Source organism: Microcoleus sp. BROC3, assembly GCF_036702515.1.
In the GTDB taxonomy this organism is placed as follows: domain Bacteria; phylum Cyanobacteriota; class Cyanobacteriia; order Cyanobacteriales; family Microcoleaceae; genus Microcoleus.
In genome coordinates this window covers 70,321-88,888 of record NZ_JAUBTQ010000033.1, presented here as the reverse complement: position 1 = coordinate 88,888, position 18,568 = coordinate 70,321, and the positions used below count along the sequence as shown (strand labels likewise).

Genomic DNA, 18,568 nt, shown 5'->3' with positions numbered 1-18,568 from the left:
CCGCCCGTCTTTTTTGGACGGGCGGGACGCCCATCCCACAAACTTGTGGAAGTTATTTAATTCTCATTCCTTATCAGCCATTGAGGCATTCTTGACGCAAAAAAAACAGGTTTCTGGCGCCCCTGTGTCCTGGACTACTTATATCAAACCCTATTGAAAACACAAATACCGCGCGAATAAAATTACTTCTACACTTGCCTTTCATCCGCCCAGCGCGACACTAAGTATGCGAGGTTTGAAAATACATAAATATGTCATTATCTCGTTTCCTCTCCTTCCCGCACTCTTCCTAAGAACGCAGATCCGGATCCAAAAGCCTCCCCAATGGTTTCGCTGTCTCGCGCTCCGTCCAAGCCCATTAACACAGATCCGGAGTTTCGCACCGAAATCTTCCGGAACTTTTACCAACAGATATGAATCTTAAGAAGTATCAACATAAAACCTATTTTTTCGGTTAATTCACTAATCGAAAAAACCTGAATAGGAACTGCACATGAGGTTATAAGCTTGGCTTTACTGGCTTTTCATCTTTCAACATGAAGGCGGCCATATCCAAGTTTAAAAAACATTACCTAAATTTAGTTCCATTTTTTTAGGGTGCTCCTAACACACAACTGAACTTATTAAGGAGAACATCCATGAAGTTTGTAAAACTATTGCTAGCTACGGCATTAATGACTGCTTCTATCAGCCCCGCCTTGGCTAATCCTGCCGTTAAAATTTTAGGTGCAAGCTACGGCGGTAGCGGTTGCCCAGATCGCTCCGCCAGCGTCAGCGTCAGCCCCGACGGTCAAGAACTCACCATCCTATTTGATAAGTTTGCAGCCCTGGGAAATGTCTCAACAGAAAGCCGGAAAAGCTGCAATCTGAGCATTCCCATCCAAGTACCCCAAGGCTACCAAATTTCTATCTACGATGCTGATTATCGCGGCTACGTTGCTCCCAAAACCACAGGCAACCTGCGAGCAGAATACTTTTTCGCTGGAGCCCGCGGCCCAGTTTTTAATCGGAATCTCAGCGGCGAAACTAACTACAATGTTCGAGATAGCTTAGCCACTGTAGCGAATGTTTGGTCTCGCTGCGGCGACAGTGTAAATATGCGAGTAAATGCTGCAATGACAGCCCGCGGTGCCGGCATGGCCACCGTTGATTCCTTCGATTTGGCTCATCGCGGTTTAGTTTATCACGTCAAATATCGCACTTGCCGCTAAGCAGCTTGTGCGGAGTGTAGTGTGAGGAATAGTTATCAGATTTGATTTTGGAGTTTTAAGTTGGAAGAGTGGATAAATTTCCCTCTTCCTTCTTTTTACCCTGAGCGAAGCCGAAGGGCCCTCTTCCCCCTAAAACACAGTGCCGTCACTTTCAATCTGAATTGGCGGCCCTCCACCAGCCCTCAATTCTGCCGCAATTTTCCGCCCCGCCGCCCAAGTTCCTCCTTGCAAAATCTTCACCAGCGGCAATTCTGTCGCACTCAAATGCAGCTTTTCTCGAATAGCTGCGGCAATTTTATCTAAAAGATTCACAGTCAGCGATCGCCATTCTACTATAACTTCCGAACCCGGCAAGTAACTCTCTTCAAAAATAGCCGAATCTTTTGCCTGCAGCAGCCCGATATCCAAACACAAACCGCCGTTGCGGTACTCCGGCAATCCCGTTAACTCATCCAATCCGGCGACTTCTAAACCAAGTTCTTGCAGCGGTTCCAACAGCGAATAAGTCAACCACTGCGATAGTTTGTGAAACGGCACGAATTCATCTCCCTGATTTTCTCCTGTTAAGGCCCGATGCCGCCAAACATCGCCTAAATTAACGCCACCAATTGCATATCTTCCCGGCCAAATTTCCCCAAAACCTGTCAAAACAGCGCTCAACACGACCGCAGCATTGACAGTTTTGACTCCAGAAACCCGACTGTCTAACAAGTATTTTGCCAAATTGCCGGGACGCGGGTTTTCGCTGCCAAATAATAATGGATGCTGGCAAATAGTATTTCCCAAACGCTGCAATAATTCTAATCTGCCTGTTAAACCAACTAGCGGATTGTCTGGACTTACCTGAAATCCAGCAGCTAAGGTTTCTAGTTTTAACTGAGAAAGTCCGCGATAATCAGCTTGCCAAGGAAAATCGGGATTGCTGGAAAAAACACCTTGACAAAACATCTGCAAGCTGGCTATTGCTAAACCTTCAGAACGGCGGTAAACCTGTCCGGTTTCGGGTTCGCAATACTGCCAATCTGCACCAGCACCGGCATCGAGCAAAACGCTGATAATTGCTAAATCAAATTTGATCTTAGCTTGCTCTATGAGTGCAAATTCTGCTAAAGCTGCATCCAATTCTGCGAGTCGCGACAGGTTGCCGACTTCAAAATGTCGCCAGCGACTGTGAAAGGGAATGTTAAAATCGGGATACTGTTGGCGCGTTGTGTCAATTACATAATTTGCTGCTTTGTCGAGTTGGGATAAATCGACACGGAAGTAGCGGAGTTTGTCAAGGCGGGCTAAATCAAAAAGCCGATCGCACTTTTGACGAATAGCAGCCGGCGTTCTCAGATATTCTACAGTCTCAAGTTCACTATTGCCCGACTTCATACTACCAAACACCGGTAAACATCGTTTTCTTGAAAAAAGTCAAACTGGCTGTAATCTAAAAGATTATCTAAAATCGCATTTTTATCGATTTTTATCAGCTTATATTCCCACTTCGAGCCGCTGACTTCGCGTTTTATTTGATCGGAAACTATGACTGAATTTCTTTCTCTACCCGGAGTTACTATTTTACTTAAATCTTCCAGCCTGTCGGCTATGTTAATATCTTTTCCGTAAGTGCAAGACCTAAATATATATAAATTTCCCTTAGCAACTCCCACCGACAAGCCGCAAGGTATTTGATTGGCGTGAATAAAAAGTTTCCAATTCTCGCACAAACTTTCCATTGCCGCTAAGGCTGAGTGAGATTCCGGGAAAGTCAACAAATGCGAATCCCCAACAATACTCCGAATTGTACCGCCGTATTCTTCGCAAATTGTTTTTTCAAAAGTATCAAAGTTCGTGAGCAAATATTCAACGTCTTTGATCGAATTCGATTCTTGATAAGCAATAAAACCTCTCAAATCTGCTTTAATTATTGCTTGATTTTTTATGATTCGCGTTTTGTAACTTTGGTCAACTTTGTAGACTTTTTCAGGTTCGCTCATCCCTTTCAAAGAAAATTCGTTGACAAAAGACGTTTGCACTTCTGCTTTGTTGAGCGCCAGCCATGCTGCTTGGGACAAATATATTTCATCTGGCGGAGTTACTGATTCTATGCGCGCTGTTAAATTCACCGTATCGCCAAAGATATCTTTATCTTGATGCAAGACATCTCCTAATGTAATCGACACGCGGATAGCCAATCGTTCGTCGTTCGCCTTGCTAGATTGCTGCGCTCTCAACTCTTGCTGCATTTCTATGGCTGCTACAGCCGCTGCTGTGACGCTGGGAAAAATTATCCAAAATGAATCACCTTCCCCTTTAATCACGCTGCCTTCATTTCTGGTGCTAATATCTGAAATAAAATTTTTATGCTCATTTAACAAACTACTTAAGTCCGACTGAGATAATTTTTTGACTCTGACGGTATATCCGCAAATATCTGTTTTTACGATCACAGTAGAACGCAAATTAGCCATAACCTACCCTGACTGATCAAAAACCAGCAATAATTTTATGTGACCAAGACGCGATAGTTCGAGTCCGATCGCGTCTTGGCCCTCTCAATCTCCTAAATCGCGTCCGATCGCTTCTGCAAGAATTGTAGCATCTGGCACAGGGTCTGGCGTGTAGTAGCCGGCGGCTTTTTTGGCGACAATTTCGACTTGTGCGTCTGCGGGAATCCAATCTTCAGGAATGGGGATGCGATCGACCACCTGAATGCCAGAATTGATAATCGCATTGTATTTCATATCGCTCATAGAAACTAAACTGTCAATTCGAGAGATCCCCAACCAGTGCAGCACGTCTGGCATTAGTTCTTGAAACCGCATATCTTGAACTCCCGCAACACATTCAGTGCGAGCAAAATAGGCATCAGCTCGATCGCCCCCTTCCTGCCGTTTTCTGGCATTGTACACCAAAAACTTAGTCACTTCCCCCAAAGCTCTCCCTTCCTTGCGGAAGTAAACAATTACCCCAGAACCGCCGGATTGTGCAGTTTGGATGCAAATTTCAATCCCGTGTACCAAATAAGGGCGGCAAGTGCAGATATCGGAACTGAAGACATCTGAACCGTTGCATTCATCGTGTACCCGTACCGCCAACTGCTTGTCCGGGTCAGAAATATTCGCGACATCGCCAATGATATAAATCGTAGTTCCGCCAATTGGCGGCAAGAAAACGTGCAAGTCGGGCCGCGTCACTAAATCCGAGAACATTCCGCCTGTTTGCTCGAACAGAACACGGCGAAGAACGCTTTCTTGGGCACCGATCCGCCTAGCAATTCCCGGCAAATACCATACCGGGTCGATAGCAATTTTAGTTACTGCTAAATTGCCACCTTCTTTGACTATTTTGCCATCAATCTTTACTCGGTTTTTAGCGATGGCATCTTGCAATTCCGGCATATTAATGTGAGCTTTAGTTACAGCAATTGTCGGTCGAATATCGTATCCCTGCTGTAAAAATGAAGTATAAATTTCGCTGACCAAGCCTCCAAAGGGATCGAGAGAAACAATCAAATTGCGATCGCCCCAACTCGGGTGCGGCCCGATGTGTGCTGCCGGAGACGTGTTGGTAAAATCGGGGCGGTGATCTGCTTGGAGTGCGCCGGAAGCAACTGCTAGCGCGCGATAAACAGAGTAAGAACCCGAATGAGTGCCGATCGCATTCCGGTGAGACGATTTACTGAGGCTGCCAATCACAGGCCCCCGTTTCAGGGGATCGATTTCTCCCCAGTAAATGGGATGAGGTTTTGTGCCAGATCTGTCGGGATGGGATGTTAAAACTATATGCTTGGGTTTTGACACAGTTGTTTTTGGCTTTTGCTATAGATGGTGGCGTTGGTTGTCAGCCGAATCGCAATCTGAAACAGTGATTCATCATACCAACAGTACACACCTCCCTAGTTGAAACAATCGCGCTACACACACAAAACCCTATGTCGGCTTGGGTTTCAGGATAACAGGAGGTTTTCGTTGGATTTGATATAAGTCCAGAGTTCGCTCTTTCCCAGTATAGCCAACACCAAAGACAGCACAACTGCCAAACGTCAATTTTGAAGTTTTAACAGATGCGAAAAAAAAAAGATTTGAGATTTTGAGCCGCCCACGTGCAGTCAATCTCAAATCCCAAATCTCAAATCTCAAATTTCAAATCGAATATTTTTGCTCAAAACGCCTTAATCCAGGCTTTGAGGGTGACAGAATTCCATTAAAATTGCCTCGCCTTCGTCGCGCGAGTCCAATTCCTGCGCCACCCGCTTGAGATAGTTTTTCGACAGCAAGCGGCTGGAAATTTTGTGCGGTATAAACCAGCGATGACGCCACCGCAAACAAAGCGAAAAAGCCACCGCTTCTGGAACAGAATAAGTGGACTGTCGCCGAATTTCCAAACCAGCAACTTCTCCTGCTTTACTCAGAGTTTTGGAAGTGAATTGTATGATGTTGCGGGGGAAATAAGTGCTGTGCCACCGCCAGCCAAGCAGGCGCGCCGATTCGCAGTCAGCGTTCGGTACAGCCACCCAAATATAACCGTTGGGTTTCAGCAATTGCCTCATGCAGTTGAGTGTTCCGGCAGGCGAAGGTGTTGCCATCAAAACGTGGGAACAGGTGATAACATCAAACTTTTCCTCGGTACCGTTTTGTGCGATATATTCTTCCAAAGTGCCTGTAAAAACATCCAGCCCGCAATCGCGGGCCGCCGCCGTAGCCGATACCCCAGGATCGACGCCTTTAACTTCAACTCCCAGCTTTTTGAAGACTTGCAGAAAAGAGCCTCCGCCGCATCCTACGTCCAACAACCGCTTGCCTGCAGGGATAGGAATGTGCCGGTATTCGCCCCGCTGCCTTGCTTCTTCAACTACTCGTTCTTCATCCTCAACGCGAGTGTTGTAGCACAGATAATCTGGCGGATAATATGGAATCAATTCCTCCCATGTAGGTTGGGGATTGAGAAATCCTAGCCCGCAATCGTCACAGCCGAAAAGCGACCATTTCAGCGGTTCTTTAGGAGCATCGGAAGTGCCAGCTTTGTTACGGAAACGGATATTTTTTGAATTACAAACAGGGCAATTTGTCAGTTGTTGCATGGTTCAATTTCAGAATTTGTACAGTTTCTAACAGTTTCTAATGGCAGTTGATTCACCACAATTTATTACCATTAGTTGAGCTGGTAGAGTGCACGCCTGGAAGCCGATCGAAAACTAGGTGTATTTGCAAATTAGTAGTTGTAGATGCTCGGTTTGTAGATGTTCGGTTTGTTGGCGCTCGACCCCCGATCGATCGGTGCTGTAGGATTTTATGTCTAAAGGATTAGACTGAGAAGGTAGCATTTGTTACCAAAAAATACAACCGACGCTCAACAGACAAGGATTGTCGGTAGCGTTTTTGCGGTTGCGCTAAATTCTTAGGAAAATACTAACTCACAAAATTAATGTTGCCAAGTAGATCTAATTATTTACTCAAAAATGGTCGCGTGCCCGCGTCTCTTCTAGAGATGAAATCGATCGCCCCGTCAGTTTCTCATGTCGCCACAACGGGGACTGAGAACAATTTTTGTGCGGTGGATCTGGAAATTGCAGCGGGTACGATCGCTCAAATTATTCCATCAGGTACAGAACATTTATGCCCAATTGCAGATATCCCAATTGTTGATTTGTGCCATGGGTTAGTTTGGCCTTGTTTTAACGAGAAAGGACTCTCCCTCCTCGCTACTTGCCTTATAGCATTTTTGATTTTTGATTTTTGATTCAAGAATTGGGAATGACTTACTGGATAGGGGTTTGGATCGCGGGCAACCGGCGTTGCATTATTTTTAGAAAATGGTATTAATTAGAATTATTTGACCGGGCTTGATATGAGTTCGTGTCCGGTGGATGCGTTATTGTATAATTTCATACCGCTCGGCATGGCGGGTTCGCCAATACCTTTAATTTCCCAACCGCAAGTCGCTCAGTAGGCCCAGGGTTTATAGATACTTTGGATGTGAATGATATATGCAGGCGCCACGCGGCCCGTACAAATATAGCGGTTAATTTAGCCGACACCATTTAAGTGATTAACTGGGCTTGATAAGTTTTGCTCGCCAGCTTTCATTGTCTTGTTGTGTTCGAGGGGGGGGAGGGGGAAAAAGTCCAATGCGGAGAGTATTCTTGCTAGTTTTGATACGGAGAAATATACAATTTCAATGCACAACCGCTGATTAAGCGATGTGAAAACAATCAAAAAAGATTTGAGATTCTGAGCCGCCGACGTGCGGTCAATCTCAAATCTCAAATCGAATATTCTTGCTCAAAACGCCTTAATCCACGCTTTGAGGGTGACAGAATTCCATTAAAATTGCCTCGCCTTCGCCGCGCGAGTCCAATTCCTTCGCCATGCGCTCAACACGTTCGTCAGAAAGGAAGAAGCGACTAACTTTGTGCGGTACAAACCACCGATAGCGCTGCCACAAACAGATAGAGTAACGAAGGGCATCCGGCAAAGAGTAGGTGTAATTGCGCTGAATTGCCAAACCTGCCTTTTCGCCGGCTAGAGCCAATGTTTTTGGAGTGTAACCGATCAGATTGTAAGGATAATCGGTGCTGTGCCAGCGCCAGCCCAGTTGCCGCGCGTATGGGCTGTCCGCGTTCGGTACAGCCACCCAAATGTAACCGTTTGGAGCCAGCAATTGCCTCATGCAATCGAGTGTTTCAGCAGGCAAAGGCGTTGCTCCCAAAACGTGGGAACAGAGTATGACATCAAACTTTTCGTCAGTACCTTTTTCTGCAACGTATTCTTCTACAGTGCCGGTGAAAACATCGACACCGCATTCGCGGGCTGCTGCTGCTGCTGAGGAGCTAGGTTCAATTCCTGCTACCTCAACTCCGAGTTTTTTGAAGACTTGGATAAAGGAACCTCCGCCGCATCCCACGTCTAACAGCCGCTTGCCTACAGGGATAGGAATGTGTCGGTATTCATTGAGTTTTTTGGCTTGTTTTACTACATCTTCTTCGTCTGGTACGTAAGTGTTGTAGCACTGCCAGCCCTCTGGGTAATAATCGCTCAGTTCATCCCATGTCGGGCGGGGATTTACGAATACTAAGCCACAATCTTCGCATCCGTAAACTGACCATTTAGGAGCCTCTTTTGGTTGGCGGGCTGTCCCCGCTGTGTACCGGAAGCTGATTTTTTGGGATCTGCAAACTGGGCAATTTGTAAATTTTTGCATGGTTGAGTTTCAGAATTTGTACAGTTTCTAGCAGTTTCTAATGGCTGTGGAGCAACCACCATTTTTTACCATTAGCTGGGCTGGTAGAGTGCACCCCTGCAAGCCGAGCGAGTAATATTTTTCTTGACACAGCCGTCTTTGTAGATACTCGGCTTGTTTGCGGTTGACCCCGATCGATCGGTGCTGTACGATTTTATGTCTCAAGGGTTAGACTGAGAAGGTAGCATTTGTTACCAAAAAATACAACCGACGCTCAACAGACAAGGATTGTCGGTAGCGTTTTTGCGGTTGCGCTAAATTCTTAGGAAAATACTAACTCACAAAATTAATGTTGCCAAGTAGATCTAATTATTTACTCAAAAATGGTCGCGTGCCCGCGTCTCTTCTAGAGATGAAATCGATCGCCCCGTCAGTTTCTCATGTCGCCACAACGGGGACTGAGAACAATTTTTGTGCGGTGGATCTGGAAATTGCAGCGGGTACGATCGCTCAAATTATTCCATCAGGTACAGAACATTTATGCCCAATTGCAGATATCCCAATTGTTGATTTGTGCCATGGGTTAGTTTGGCCTTGTTTTGTGGATATGCACACCCATTTAGACAAAGGCCACATTTGGGAACGATCGCCCAATCCCGATGGAACTTTTGCCAGCGCGATCGACACAGTACGCGCTGATGCCGAAAAAAACTGGAATGCAGAAGATGTTTACCGGCGGATGGAGTTTGGCCTCAAGTGCAGCTACGCCCACGGAACCAAGGCCATCCGCACTCACATCGACAGCGCGGGCGAACAGGGAACCGTTAGTTTGGGAGTATTTGAAGCGCTGCAAGCCGAATGGGGCGATCGGCTGATCTTGCAAGCAGTTTCCCTGGTTTCCCTCGACTATTTCCTGACACCAGCGGGCGAAAAATTAGCCGATCGCATTGCCCAAATCGGCGGCATTCTCGGCGGCGTCGCCTATATGAATCCCGACTTAGACAAACAACTCGATCGAGTTTTTGCCTTAGCCAAAGAACGAAATTTAAACCTCGACTTCCACACCGACGAAAACGACGATCCAGAATCAGTAACATTGCGGGAAGTCGCAAAAACTGCCATCCGCCATGAATTTTCAGGTCAAATCATCTGCGGACACTGCTGTAGTTTAGCCCGACAACCGTCAGATTTAGTAACAGAAATTCTGGAATTAGTCAAGGAAGCAAATATTGGCATTGTCAGCTTGCCGATGTGCAACCTTTACCTGCAAGACCGAGACTCTCAGCATACACCGCGCTGGCGGGGAGTGACGCTGCTGCACGAACTCAAAGCAGCCGGAATTCCCGTTGCAGTTGCTAGCGACAATTGTCGCGATCCGTTTTACGGATTTGGCGACCATGATGTTTTGGAAGTTTTTAATATGGCAGTCCGCATCGCTCATTTAGATAGGCCTTATGGAGACTGGCCCTGTGCAGTGACAAAGACTCCAGCAGATTTAATTGGATTGCCGAATTTAGGACGAATTGCAGTTGGTTTACCAGCAGATTTGATTTTGTTTAAGGCGCGGAATTTCAGCGAATTGTTATCTAGATCGCAGGGCGATCGCACAGTTTTGCGGCAGGGCATTAAAATTGATACAACTTTGCCCGATTACCGCGAACTAGACGACTTGTTAGCAATTTAAATCAATTCCGGTTGGACTCAGACATGATAGAGGAGACGGCATTGCCGTGTCCCTACCCCAAAATAATATTGTAGGGAAACGGCACTGCCGTCTCCTATCCGGTTGGACTCAGACATGATAGAGGACACGGCAATGCCGTGTCCCTACCCCAAAATAATATTGTAGGGAAACGGCACTGCCGTGTCCCTACCCCAAAATAATATTGTAGGGAAACGGCACTGCCGTCTCCTGATTTCCGGTAATATTAATTCCGATGCCAACGGATTTGATATTAGATAAAATACACAACACGCACCATAGATTATCAACCAACTTCTCTTCTCTTTTTTTCCTTCGCGTCCTACCCTACTCTTCGGGAACCCTGCGGGGAACGGGTACGGCTTCGCCGATCGCACCTCGAAGCGGTTCGTTTAAAAAGATATCTTTCAACAAGCATTTAGCATTGCTATCTTGTCAATTGACAACAGAATTGATATAAATATAAAACAGATTCAATCGAGGACGTTTTAAGTGAAAGCAGTTATTTTATTGTCGGGAGGGCTGGATTCCTCAACTGTTTTGTATCAAGCCAAAGCCGACGGCTGCGAGTGTTACGCTATTTCCTTTGACTACCAGCAAAGACATCGGCGGGAGTTGGAATCAGCAAGGGCGATCGCACTTTCGGCCGCTGTTAAGGCACATCAGATAGTAAACTTTGACTTAACACTGTGGGGCGGTTCCGCTTTGACGGATAATCAGATGGAATTGCCGATCGATCGCACTCTGGGAGAAATGTCTCAAAACATCCCCAGTACCTACGTTCCAGCTAGAAATACAATCTTTCTCAGCTTTGCCCTCGCCTACGCAGAAACTCTAGAAGCCGATCGCGTTTACATCGGTGTCAACGCTTTAGATTATTCCGGATATCCCGACTGTCGCCTCGATTACATCCAAGCGATGCAGGAAGTATTTCGGTTAGGAACAAAGCAGGGAAGAGAAGGAGAAGCTATTAATATTGTAACACCTTTGATCGAACTTAAAAAAACCGAAATTATTGAATTGGGCAACAAATTAGGAGTGCCTTGGGAGCAAACTTGGTCTTGCTATGCAGGCGGCGAAACTGCGTGCGGCGTTTGCGATTCTTGTCGGCTGCGGTTGGCTGCTTTTGAGGAATTGGGATTGAAAGATCCGGTGTCTTACGCTTAAACATGACTTACGCACGGGTAGTCAGAAACCGGGTTTTTTCGAGTCTCTTCGCTTCGCCCGCCGCAACGTTAAAAAACCCGGTTTCTCAGCATCGCAGCGGGTGGTCAGAAACCGGGTTTTTTCGCAAGAATATATTACAGATGGCAGAATCAGAAACCGGGTTTTTTCGAGTCTCTTCGCTTCGCCCGCCACAACGGTAAAAAACCCGGTTTCTCAGCATCGCAGCGGGTGGTCAGAAACCGGGTTTTTTCGCAAGAATATGTTACAGATGGCAGAAGCTGCCAAAAACCCGGTTTCTTGGGTTTTGATGCGTAAGTCCTGCATGACTAAAATTTTTAAAATTGATTCTTAGTTAGTTTGGAATCATCCGAGTGCTTATTTACCTTTCGGCTCATCCTCAACTTCCGGTTGACGTAGGTCTTCCTGTTCAAACTTAATTTCATTTTGCAGCGAATTCAATGGAACTAAAAGCATATCAGCTATTTGCGATTGCCCTGTAGCCCTGTAGATATCTATCGCTTTCTGAAAATCTTCAACTCCCCCCTGTTTTTCTCCAATTACATATCGAATACGAGCACGGGTAATATAAGCTTCTACAAAGTCAGGATTGAGATTAATTGCTTGAGTTAAAGCTTCAACTGCTTCCTTGTACAACCTTCTGCGACCGAGGTCGAACCCTTGTTTATAAAGTTCTTGAGCTTTCATAGCATTCCTTAATTTATGCTGTTCATCGCGCTTACATAAAGGATCGAGTCTATTAACTTGACCTGATGAATCAAGTATAAAGCATCCTGGTTTTTCCTGAGCACTCGCTACAGTCTGAAAAAGAGGTAGAGACGCAATAATGACAGAAGAAAAAGCAGAAATTAAGTAGGAGTATTTCAGCATTACTGGTACTGTTTAAATATTAATTACAGCAGATTCCACGTTTATAAAGTACAACCGAGAGCGAGCAATCCCCGTAGGGACACGGCATTGCCGTGTCCCTACACTTTATAAACCTGGAATGCGTTATATGTAGATACATAGCAGCTCTGTCTGGTTCCAAATGTGACATTGATTATGGCAATAGGTGATTTAGATCGCTTACAGTGAAATGACTCGGCTCCTAATATCCTATAAAAACGCTCTGCCATAAATTTCGCAAGCATCATGTTGTAAGTATCATTGGAGCTTCAGCTATGAACTACTTTTAAAAGACCGCATTATTTATCGGGGTAGCAACTGCTATTAATGGGCTTACTTTTGCAGCTCAGGCTCAGTTCTGTGCAGACCCTTCTCATACAGCAGCAACCAAAGCTAGACTCGATCAACTTGCCAATAGTCAAAATATAGACATTGGTGAAGTTGGAAAAGCTTATGAAAACTTTGCACTAGCTACCATCAGACCAGGTACTCCAATTCCAGAGAATTTCAAGTTATTTCCTTCACCCGCAAGGGCAGCAGCCACGGGTGGTGCTATCCGAAATGTAGAACCTGATGGAGTTCTTCCACTTGTGTTCGTAAACTTTCCAGCAGGCCCAACTGAAACATATCCTGATAGCGTTTTCTATGAGGCCAAGGCACTGCAAGGAGGTCTTCTCCCCCCTAGTTACCAAGATTATCAAATTCTCGGTTTCATTGATGCGCTCAGTAACAGCCCTGCCAAGACAGCAGGCAAAATACCAGCAATCATTTTTCTCACTAGCGCCGATATCAAGCAGATTAGTAATGCTACAATAGCACAAGCTACAGTGAGAGGTGTAGCTGTCTGGCACGCTATAGGTTGTGAAATTCCCGGCAGCTTTAATCAGCTCCAACTAGGTGAAGCATCCCTGAAAAATTCCGAAGTCTACTTGATCCAGCTAACGCTTCCAGAAGCAATAGGCCCTGGAATCCCCGGAAGGCTTTTCATTAATTAAAGGTTAATTATCTACTCATTCATAGTTTACTTAATGGTAAAAGATATGTCTATTGAAGAGCGCCGAGGTATTGAAACAATTGACAGAAACCAAAATCTACTTCTCGTTCGCGCTCCTATTGAGTCAGTAGCCCAAAAGCTTAGTAGAGCCAGACGTGCGGATGTTTGGGAACGGGATATCTACGATCGCGAAATCGAAATTACCGCCGAAAGCTATATTGTTTTTCAGTTCAGAGGACACCCTTGGACGCTCGTTGAACAAGTGAAATATCAGCCCGGTGCCCTTGTATTTGGAGAAGGGGATGCTATCACCCTTTCTAACTTCCTATCCACTCGCGCCATCTACTACAAATGCAGCGACACTTGCGGTTATATAGGTTATAACTGCTACGACGGAGGTGCATTTGCAGAGATGCTGTACTTTGAAGCAGAAATGAGTCTCCTATTCCTCTCTGATTTTCGCGATCTTAAAGCTGAGGATATTGACAGTGCTTTTAGATTTACTGACGCTTTTATGCGGGAGCAAGATATCTATATACCCTTGGTACATTACGAAAATGTGAAGGTTGGCGATCGCATTAATTTGCGCCCCAAAGGCCCAACCTTAGATGATTTAGTACGCAGCGACTTCGAGCGAGTAGATTATATAGGTATTCGCTAAAATATGCTCAACTAGAAAATTTCGCCGCACCTCTCAACCCGCTATTCGAGCGCCCTTTCCCCACAACTTCCTCATCGGCTGCTGCAATTTCATCTAAAGCTCGATCGCCCGCCGCCCCTTCCAACAAGTGAATTTGAAGTTGATCCAACCGCGGCCCGCACACAGAAACAACCGTAAGTTCCACATTTTCGCCGCGCCAAACTTCCCCCACATCCGGCATTCTTTGCAACTGATAGTTCAGAAAACCTCCGATTGTCTGATATTCGTCAGTTACTGGCAAATCCAAATTCAATATTTGATTCACATCATCTAAATTTAACTGCGCTTGCACCAAAAAAGTGCGATCGTCCAATACTTGCAAAGCAATTTCTTTACTGTCGGGCGACTCGTAGCTGCGGCCGATAATTTCGGCAATCAAATCCCTCAGCGTCACTAACCCGGAAATGCCGCCAAATTCATCGACAACGATCGCAATTTCTTCCGACGAACTCTGCATCAAAGGCAGCAGTTCCCCCAGCAGCATCATCTCCGGTACAAACCTCACCGAACGCATCCAAGGTAAAATTGGCGTGTCGGGAGATAGCAAACCTTCAGCTAGGGGTTTCGCAAGCTGTTTGAAGCCAATAATGCCGATAATGTCGTCTAAAGAATCTCCCGTCACCGGATAGCGGGAATGGTTAGAAATTGCCATTTCGTCGAGCAAGGTTTGAAAGGTGGCCGTCTTCGGAAGTGCGACAATGCTAGGTCTGGGTACCATTACTTCTTCTACCCAAACTTCGCCAAATTCAAACACGTTGTTGAGCAATTCTCGCTCTTCTGCTTCCAGGCCGCTTGATTCGCTGGAAGTAGCTATAATTAATTGCAGTTCTTCGGGAGTAACCGGTCGGTGCCTTAGGTCGTATTCGATGCCTGCAAACCGCAAGAGCGATCGAGTGGATTGATTGAGAAACGACACAAAGGGATTGAACAAACGGGCAATCAATAAACTCGGAGGCCCTAAACTTCTGGCTAGCTGTTCGGAATACAGTAACGCTACAGATTTGGGAAAAAGTTCGCCGAGTACGATTTGCAGGTAAGCTAGCAACAAAAAAGTTACTATTGATATGCTAAAAGAATGGGCGATCGCCGACTTGATGTAAGTTGGCAGCGGCAAATAGCCGATAGACATTCGGACTAACACGGCGATCGTACTTTCCCCAATCCAGCCGAGAGCTAAACTAGAAAGAGTGATGCCCAACTGCATTGTCGAAAGCAAGCGCTCGATACTTTGCTGCAAAGATTGAACAGTTAGAGCTGCAACATCGCCAGCATCCACTAACTGATTGATGCGCGAGCGGCGTACCGTCACCATCGAAAACTCAGCCGCCACAAAAAAAGCATTGATCGCAATCAGCAACAGCACTGACAGCAACCGCGACAGCAGCTCTGTCCAAGTCATCGCGGGTAAATCAGATATCTCCTGCACTCTCGCCCCTAAAAGTGACACAACGCTCCCTAGAACAACTTTCTCGATCGAACCTGAGAATCCCTCTGGAGGTTTTGCTCCTTTTGTTTTACTTCGCCACTGGAATGCCAGATATTTGCAACTGAAGTTTTTGACCTGGATAATCTGTCAGCGTCAGCGAAACTTCCTTAGCATTTTCCAGCAAAGCTGTGGGAATACTCACCGTACCGTAATACACCTGCCCGTTGGGGGGCAGTTCCGCCGGCAAATCCTCGGCTGTCGCGCTCAGGGCCCGGCCGCGATCGTCAGTGACGTTCAAGAAACTGTAGAGAAACCTCACAGCTTGGGAGCCTTCGTTTTTCATGCTCACGTCTAGCAGCATGGAGTTGCTGCGCTGACTGGCCGCGCTCACTTCCAAAGTTATTCCCCCGTCGCGACTGTTCAGGGGAAACTTGGCGCTAGCATTTTGTGCGCCCGTTTTTTTGGCTGTGGCTGGTTTAGAGCTTGCCTTGTCTGTTTTAGTATTTGCCCCGGCCGTTGTTTTTTCTGGATCGCGACCTTCTACCCGCGCTTTGACGGTTTTGAGAATGTCTTTTTCTTTCAAAATGCTCACTTGGTCTTTGCTAGCCACAGTTCCCTGCTTGCCGCTGCCAGCATTGTTGCTGGGGCGAATATCGGGTTGAGTCGTTCCTTTCAAGGCTTCGCGACCTATAGTAAATCCCCAAACAGAACTCGTCACGCCTGCTCCAAACATCAGAGCCAGGAGAACTAGAGTCAGCACTACCGTCGAATTCACTGCCATTGCCTATAATTTTATGCCGAGTCCTAGAAACTGCTTTGTCCGGTCGATCGGCTTGCCTGAGAGTGGCTAACAGGCGATCGGGGACTCAGCAGATCTAAAGATTTTGATTTTTGTTCTCTAGTTCTAGCACGGACTGAGAAATTATGTTATAATTCATTTTCAGTTAGGTCGAACAAATCGACTTAACGGCAGTTGGCCGAGCGGTTTAGGCAGCGAACTCATAATTCGCCCCAGGCAGGTTCAACTCCTGCACTGCCGATTTTTAATAACTTAGGACGCTCCGCGCGCGAAAAACCCCGTTTCTTCCTAGAGGCTTGCTTACCCAAAAGCCCCTATTCTGGTAGAAACCGGGTTTTTTACGTTGTCAGCCGGCGGAAACGAAGTATTTTGCTAAGTGATGGACGCAAAAAGTGGTTTGACGCGCTACTTACAGCGCACCCTACTTAGTTTATTTAGCTGGACTTTGTTTAACAGTCATTTGTGCCCAATCTAAAATCTAAAATCTAAAATCTAAAATCGTATTATCCCTTAATTAACTCCACTCCGTCGCGCCCGTCGAGCTCTTGAACGTAAACCTTAACTTGTTCTTCCTTTGCAGTCGGCAACTTTTTACCCGTAAAATCCGGCTGAATCGGTACTTCTCGGTGGCCTCTATCGACTAATACCGCCAACCAAATTTTCTCCGGCCGGCCGTAATCGTTTACCGCATTCAAAGCCGCTCGAGTCGTTCTGCCTTTATATATAACGTCATCTACCAACACCACAGTTTTGCCCGTCAAATCGAAAGGAATTTCTGTTTTAGCAGGTGTCCGCATCGCAACTCGATCCAAGTCATCTCGGTAAAAGGTAATATCCAAAGCGCCCACGGGTACTTTGACTTGTTCGAGAACTTCAATCTGATCGGCCAAAATTTGAGCTAAAGGCACTCCTCTACTATGAATGCCCAACAGCACTAACTCCGAGGGATTCCCTGATTTTTCGACAATCTGGGAAGCGACGCGGGTGAGAGTGCGCCTCACTTCATCAGGGGATAAAATTTCGATAATTTTAGTCATGGGTTGCTGCGAGCTAATTGTTGGCTGTTGGCGAATCGAACAATTTTAGATTTTAGATTTTAGATTTTAGATTTTAGACTGACTTGACAAATGAGGGCTCTTGCATTCATTCGCTCTCCATCGCAAATTATCTGCGTTTATCTGTGTTTATCTGCCATTATCTGCGGTTTATGTATCAATCAAAGATTTGTGCAATTGCTCGTCTATGAATCTGGGAGTGGAACGATTTGGGATTTGAGCTTTGAGATTTTAGATTGACTTGATAGATGAATCTGGGGGTGGGAACTACTAACGTCAAAACTTTTTTGGCTCTCCCAGACTCGTGTTGAGAGCTTGTATCTGTGGTCGGGTGCAGTCAGCAGTTAGCGGCTCAAACATAATAAGGTATAAACAAGCAATGATAGTCCCAACCAAATCAGAAAGCAATACCGAGTTAATTGCAATGCTTGGCAAATTAGCGGCGCTGCGATCGGGTGAACCGGCTCGCCTAACAGGGGTTTGTGTTTGAGAACTCCGCGATAGGAATTGGTACCTCCTAGTTGCACTCCCAAGATGGCCGCGTAAACGCACTCGCTCCAACCGGAATTGGGACTGGCATCTTTAACAGCATCTCTCTGACAAATCTGCCAAATGTAAATCGGTTTGCCAGATATAAGGGCTAAAGTAATCACTGTTAGCCGGCAAGGAATCCACGTCAGCACGTCTTCTAGTTTGGCGCTAAACCATCCTAAATCTGTGTATGGCGCTTCTTTGTAGCCGATCGTAGAATCTAATGTGCTGGCTGCTTTGTAAGCGATCGCCAAGGGGACTATAGCACTCGCCCACATCGAGTTAGGATCGATCGGCGAACCGGTAACACTTAATAATAGATGCGGCAGAGCGAACCCAAGTAACGCATAAAATAGCGGTGCTGTCACGCCATCGACTGCATTCTCTGTTACAGTTTCTAACAATGCTCGCAGAATTTCTGGCTCGGATAAGTTTTCGGTATCCCGGCCGACGTAAAGGCTCAACCTTTCTCGCGCCTTGACTAAATCTCCAACATTTAAAGGTGCTAGCACATCCTCTGCTGCCGCCCTCAAACTGCGACCTGCAAAACAGCTTGCCAGCAAAATGGTCTGTAGGGCAATACCTAAAATAGGATGCACCCAACTAGCAGCTTGGACGATCGACCAACTGACAGTATAACTGCCTACAATCAGCCCGATCGCTAGTATTGTACCAGCACATCGTAGCTGCAGTTTGTGCCGGTCGCCAGCGGGACGATCCGCTGCTTCAGGCATTTTACCTGCGGGATTATTCCATAGATTAAAGACAAGTCGAGTATAGCGGTCGATCGCCCAACCCATCGCCTGCACGGGATGCGGCCAACCCCAAGGATCGCCGATCGAATAATCCAACACCGCAGCTAAAATCAAAACAGGAAATTCATCCGGCATCATTATATATTGTGTCAAAC

The 18,568-nt window shown here is 46.1% G+C and carries 16 protein-coding genes and 1 tRNA gene; 7 read left to right on the top strand and 10 right to left on the bottom strand.

Annotated features, from left to right (window positions below; translation table 11 throughout):
* The first annotated feature begins 638 nt into the window (after positions 1-638).
* The gene (locus QUB30_RS21015; protein ID WP_333337082.1) at positions 639-1,211 is read left to right on the top strand and encodes a DUF4360 domain-containing protein; all 573 of its coding nucleotides are present in this window, start codon (positions 639-641) and stop codon (positions 1,209-1,211) included.
* 129 nt (positions 1,212-1,340) lie between these two features.
* Here QUB30_RS21015 and QUB30_RS21010 read toward each other — a convergent pair whose 3' ends face one another.
* From QUB30_RS21010 to QUB30_RS20995, 4 genes are all read right to left on the bottom strand, one after another.
* A complete protein-coding gene (locus tag QUB30_RS21010; protein WP_333337080.1) occupies positions 1,341-2,588 on the bottom strand; it encodes a URC4/urg3 family protein in 1,248 nt (415 codons plus the stop codon).
* Entirely contained in the window at positions 2,585-3,667 is a 1,083-nt protein-coding gene (locus QUB30_RS21005) for an adenylate/guanylate cyclase domain-containing protein (RefSeq protein WP_333337078.1), read from the bottom strand. The genes QUB30_RS21010 and QUB30_RS21005 overlap by 4 nt, the downstream gene beginning before the upstream one ends.
* Positions 3,668-3,751: 84 nt before the next feature.
* Complete coding sequence (locus tag QUB30_RS21000) at positions 3,752-4,999, bottom strand: GTP cyclohydrolase II (RefSeq protein ID WP_333337076.1); 1,248 nt, start codon at positions 4,997-4,999, stop codon at positions 3,752-3,754.
* A 371-nt stretch (positions 5,000-5,370) separates the two neighbouring features.
* Positions 5,371-6,279 (bottom strand): class I SAM-dependent methyltransferase, encoded by a 909-nt coding sequence (locus tag QUB30_RS20995; protein WP_333337074.1) that lies wholly within the window; start codon positions 6,277-6,279, stop codon positions 5,371-5,373.
* A 344-nt stretch (positions 6,280-6,623) separates the two neighbouring features.
* Here QUB30_RS20995 and QUB30_RS20990 point away from each other — a divergent pair, with 344 nt between their 5' ends.
* Positions 6,624-6,938, top strand: coding sequence for a hypothetical protein (locus QUB30_RS20990; protein ID WP_333337072.1), 315 nt, complete (start codon positions 6,624-6,626; stop codon positions 6,936-6,938).
* 552 nt (positions 6,939-7,490) lie between these two features.
* On the opposite strand, the gene QUB30_RS20985 is transcribed toward QUB30_RS20990, so the two are convergent.
* A complete protein-coding gene (locus tag QUB30_RS20985; RefSeq protein ID WP_333337070.1) occupies positions 7,491-8,399 on the bottom strand; it encodes a class I SAM-dependent methyltransferase in 909 nt (302 codons plus the stop codon).
* A gap of 328 nt (positions 8,400-8,727) precedes the next feature.
* Here QUB30_RS20985 and QUB30_RS20980 point away from each other — a divergent pair, with 328 nt between their 5' ends.
* Together QUB30_RS20980 and queC are read left to right on the top strand one after the other, a co-directional pair.
* Positions 8,728-10,062 carry a cytosine deaminase gene (locus tag QUB30_RS20980; RefSeq protein ID WP_333337067.1) on the top strand — a complete coding sequence of 445 codons (1,335 nt, stop codon included), beginning with the start codon at positions 8,728-8,730 and terminating at the stop codon, positions 10,060-10,062.
* A 510-nt stretch (positions 10,063-10,572) separates the two neighbouring features.
* Positions 10,573-11,247, top strand: a complete 675-nt coding sequence (gene queC, locus QUB30_RS20975) for a 7-cyano-7-deazaguanine synthase QueC (RefSeq protein WP_333337066.1) — start codon at positions 10,573-10,575, stop codon at positions 11,245-11,247.
* Positions 11,248-11,622: 375 nt separating this feature from the next.
* Here the strand turns inward: queC and QUB30_RS20970 are convergent, their stop codons facing one another.
* On the bottom strand, positions 11,623-12,135 hold the full coding sequence (locus QUB30_RS20970; protein ID WP_333337064.1) for a hypothetical protein: 513 nt from the start codon (positions 12,133-12,135) through the stop codon (positions 11,623-11,625).
* Positions 12,136-12,743: 608 nt separating this feature from the next.
* Between QUB30_RS20970 and QUB30_RS20965 the strand changes: the two genes are divergently transcribed.
* Positions 12,744-13,148, top strand: a complete 405-nt coding sequence (locus QUB30_RS20965) for a hypothetical protein (RefSeq protein WP_333337063.1) — start codon at positions 12,744-12,746, stop codon at positions 13,146-13,148.
* Between the two features lie 45 nt (positions 13,149-13,193).
* A complete protein-coding gene (locus tag QUB30_RS20960; RefSeq protein WP_333337061.1) occupies positions 13,194-13,808 on the top strand; it encodes a hypothetical protein in 615 nt (204 codons plus the stop codon).
* Between the two features lie 7 nt (positions 13,809-13,815).
* Here QUB30_RS20960 and QUB30_RS20955 read toward each other — a convergent pair whose 3' ends face one another.
* Positions 13,816-15,294 (bottom strand): hemolysin family protein, encoded by a 1,479-nt coding sequence (locus QUB30_RS20955; protein ID WP_333337059.1) that lies wholly within the window; start codon positions 15,292-15,294, stop codon positions 13,816-13,818.
* A 67-nt stretch (positions 15,295-15,361) separates the two neighbouring features.
* Positions 15,362-16,054 carry a hypothetical protein gene (locus QUB30_RS20950; protein WP_333337057.1) on the bottom strand — a complete coding sequence of 231 codons (693 nt, stop codon included), beginning with the start codon at positions 16,052-16,054 and terminating at the stop codon, positions 15,362-15,364.
* A 186-nt stretch (positions 16,055-16,240) separates the two neighbouring features.
* On the opposite strand from QUB30_RS20950, the gene QUB30_RS20945 reads away from it, so the two are divergent.
* Positions 16,241-16,313 (top strand) — tRNA-Ile (locus QUB30_RS20945).
* Positions 16,314-16,575: 262 nt separating this feature from the next.
* On the opposite strand, the gene pyrR is transcribed toward QUB30_RS20945, so the two are convergent.
* On the bottom strand, positions 16,576-17,109 hold the full coding sequence (gene pyrR, locus QUB30_RS20940; protein WP_190656037.1) for a bifunctional pyr operon transcriptional regulator/uracil phosphoribosyltransferase PyrR: 534 nt from the start codon (positions 17,107-17,109) through the stop codon (positions 16,576-16,578).
* Between the two features lie 362 nt (positions 17,110-17,471).
* Positions 17,472-18,551, bottom strand: a complete 1,080-nt coding sequence (gene cbiB, locus QUB30_RS20935; protein WP_333337090.1) for an adenosylcobinamide-phosphate synthase CbiB — start codon at positions 18,549-18,551, stop codon at positions 17,472-17,474.
* Positions 18,552-18,568: the final 17 nt, after the last annotated feature.

Coding starts and splice junctions, on each gene's coding strand:
- cbiB (WP_333337090.1), bottom strand. CDS start 18,551: ATGATGCCGGATGAATTTCCTGTTTTGATTTTAGCTGCGGTGTTGGAT.
- QUB30_RS20980 (WP_333337067.1), top strand. CDS start 8,728: ATGTTGCCAAGTAGATCTAATTATTTACTCAAAAATGGTCGCGTGCCC.
- QUB30_RS20995 (WP_333337074.1), bottom strand. CDS start 6,279: ATGCAACAACTGACAAATTGCCCTGTTTGTAATTCAAAAAATATCCGT.
- QUB30_RS20990 (WP_333337072.1), top strand. CDS start 6,624: ATGTTGCCAAGTAGATCTAATTATTTACTCAAAAATGGTCGCGTGCCC.
- QUB30_RS21005 (WP_333337078.1), bottom strand. CDS start 3,667: ATGGCTAATTTGCGTTCTACTGTGATCGTAAAAACAGATATTTGCGGA.
- pyrR (WP_190656037.1), bottom strand. CDS start 17,109: ATGACTAAAATTATCGAAATTTTATCCCCTGATGAAGTGAGGCGCACT.
- QUB30_RS21010 (WP_333337080.1), bottom strand. CDS start 2,588: ATGAAGTCGGGCAATAGTGAACTTGAGACTGTAGAATATCTGAGAACG.
- QUB30_RS20985 (WP_333337070.1), bottom strand. CDS start 8,399: ATGCAAAAATTTACAAATTGCCCAGTTTGCAGATCCCAAAAAATCAGC.
- QUB30_RS21015 (WP_333337082.1), top strand. CDS start 639: ATGAAGTTTGTAAAACTATTGCTAGCTACGGCATTAATGACTGCTTCT.
- QUB30_RS20950 (WP_333337057.1), bottom strand. CDS start 16,054: ATGGCAGTGAATTCGACGGTAGTGCTGACTCTAGTTCTCCTGGCTCTG.
- QUB30_RS20960 (WP_333337061.1), top strand. CDS start 13,194: ATGTCTATTGAAGAGCGCCGAGGTATTGAAACAATTGACAGAAACCAA.
- QUB30_RS20970 (WP_333337064.1), bottom strand. CDS start 12,135: ATGCTGAAATACTCCTACTTAATTTCTGCTTTTTCTTCTGTCATTATT.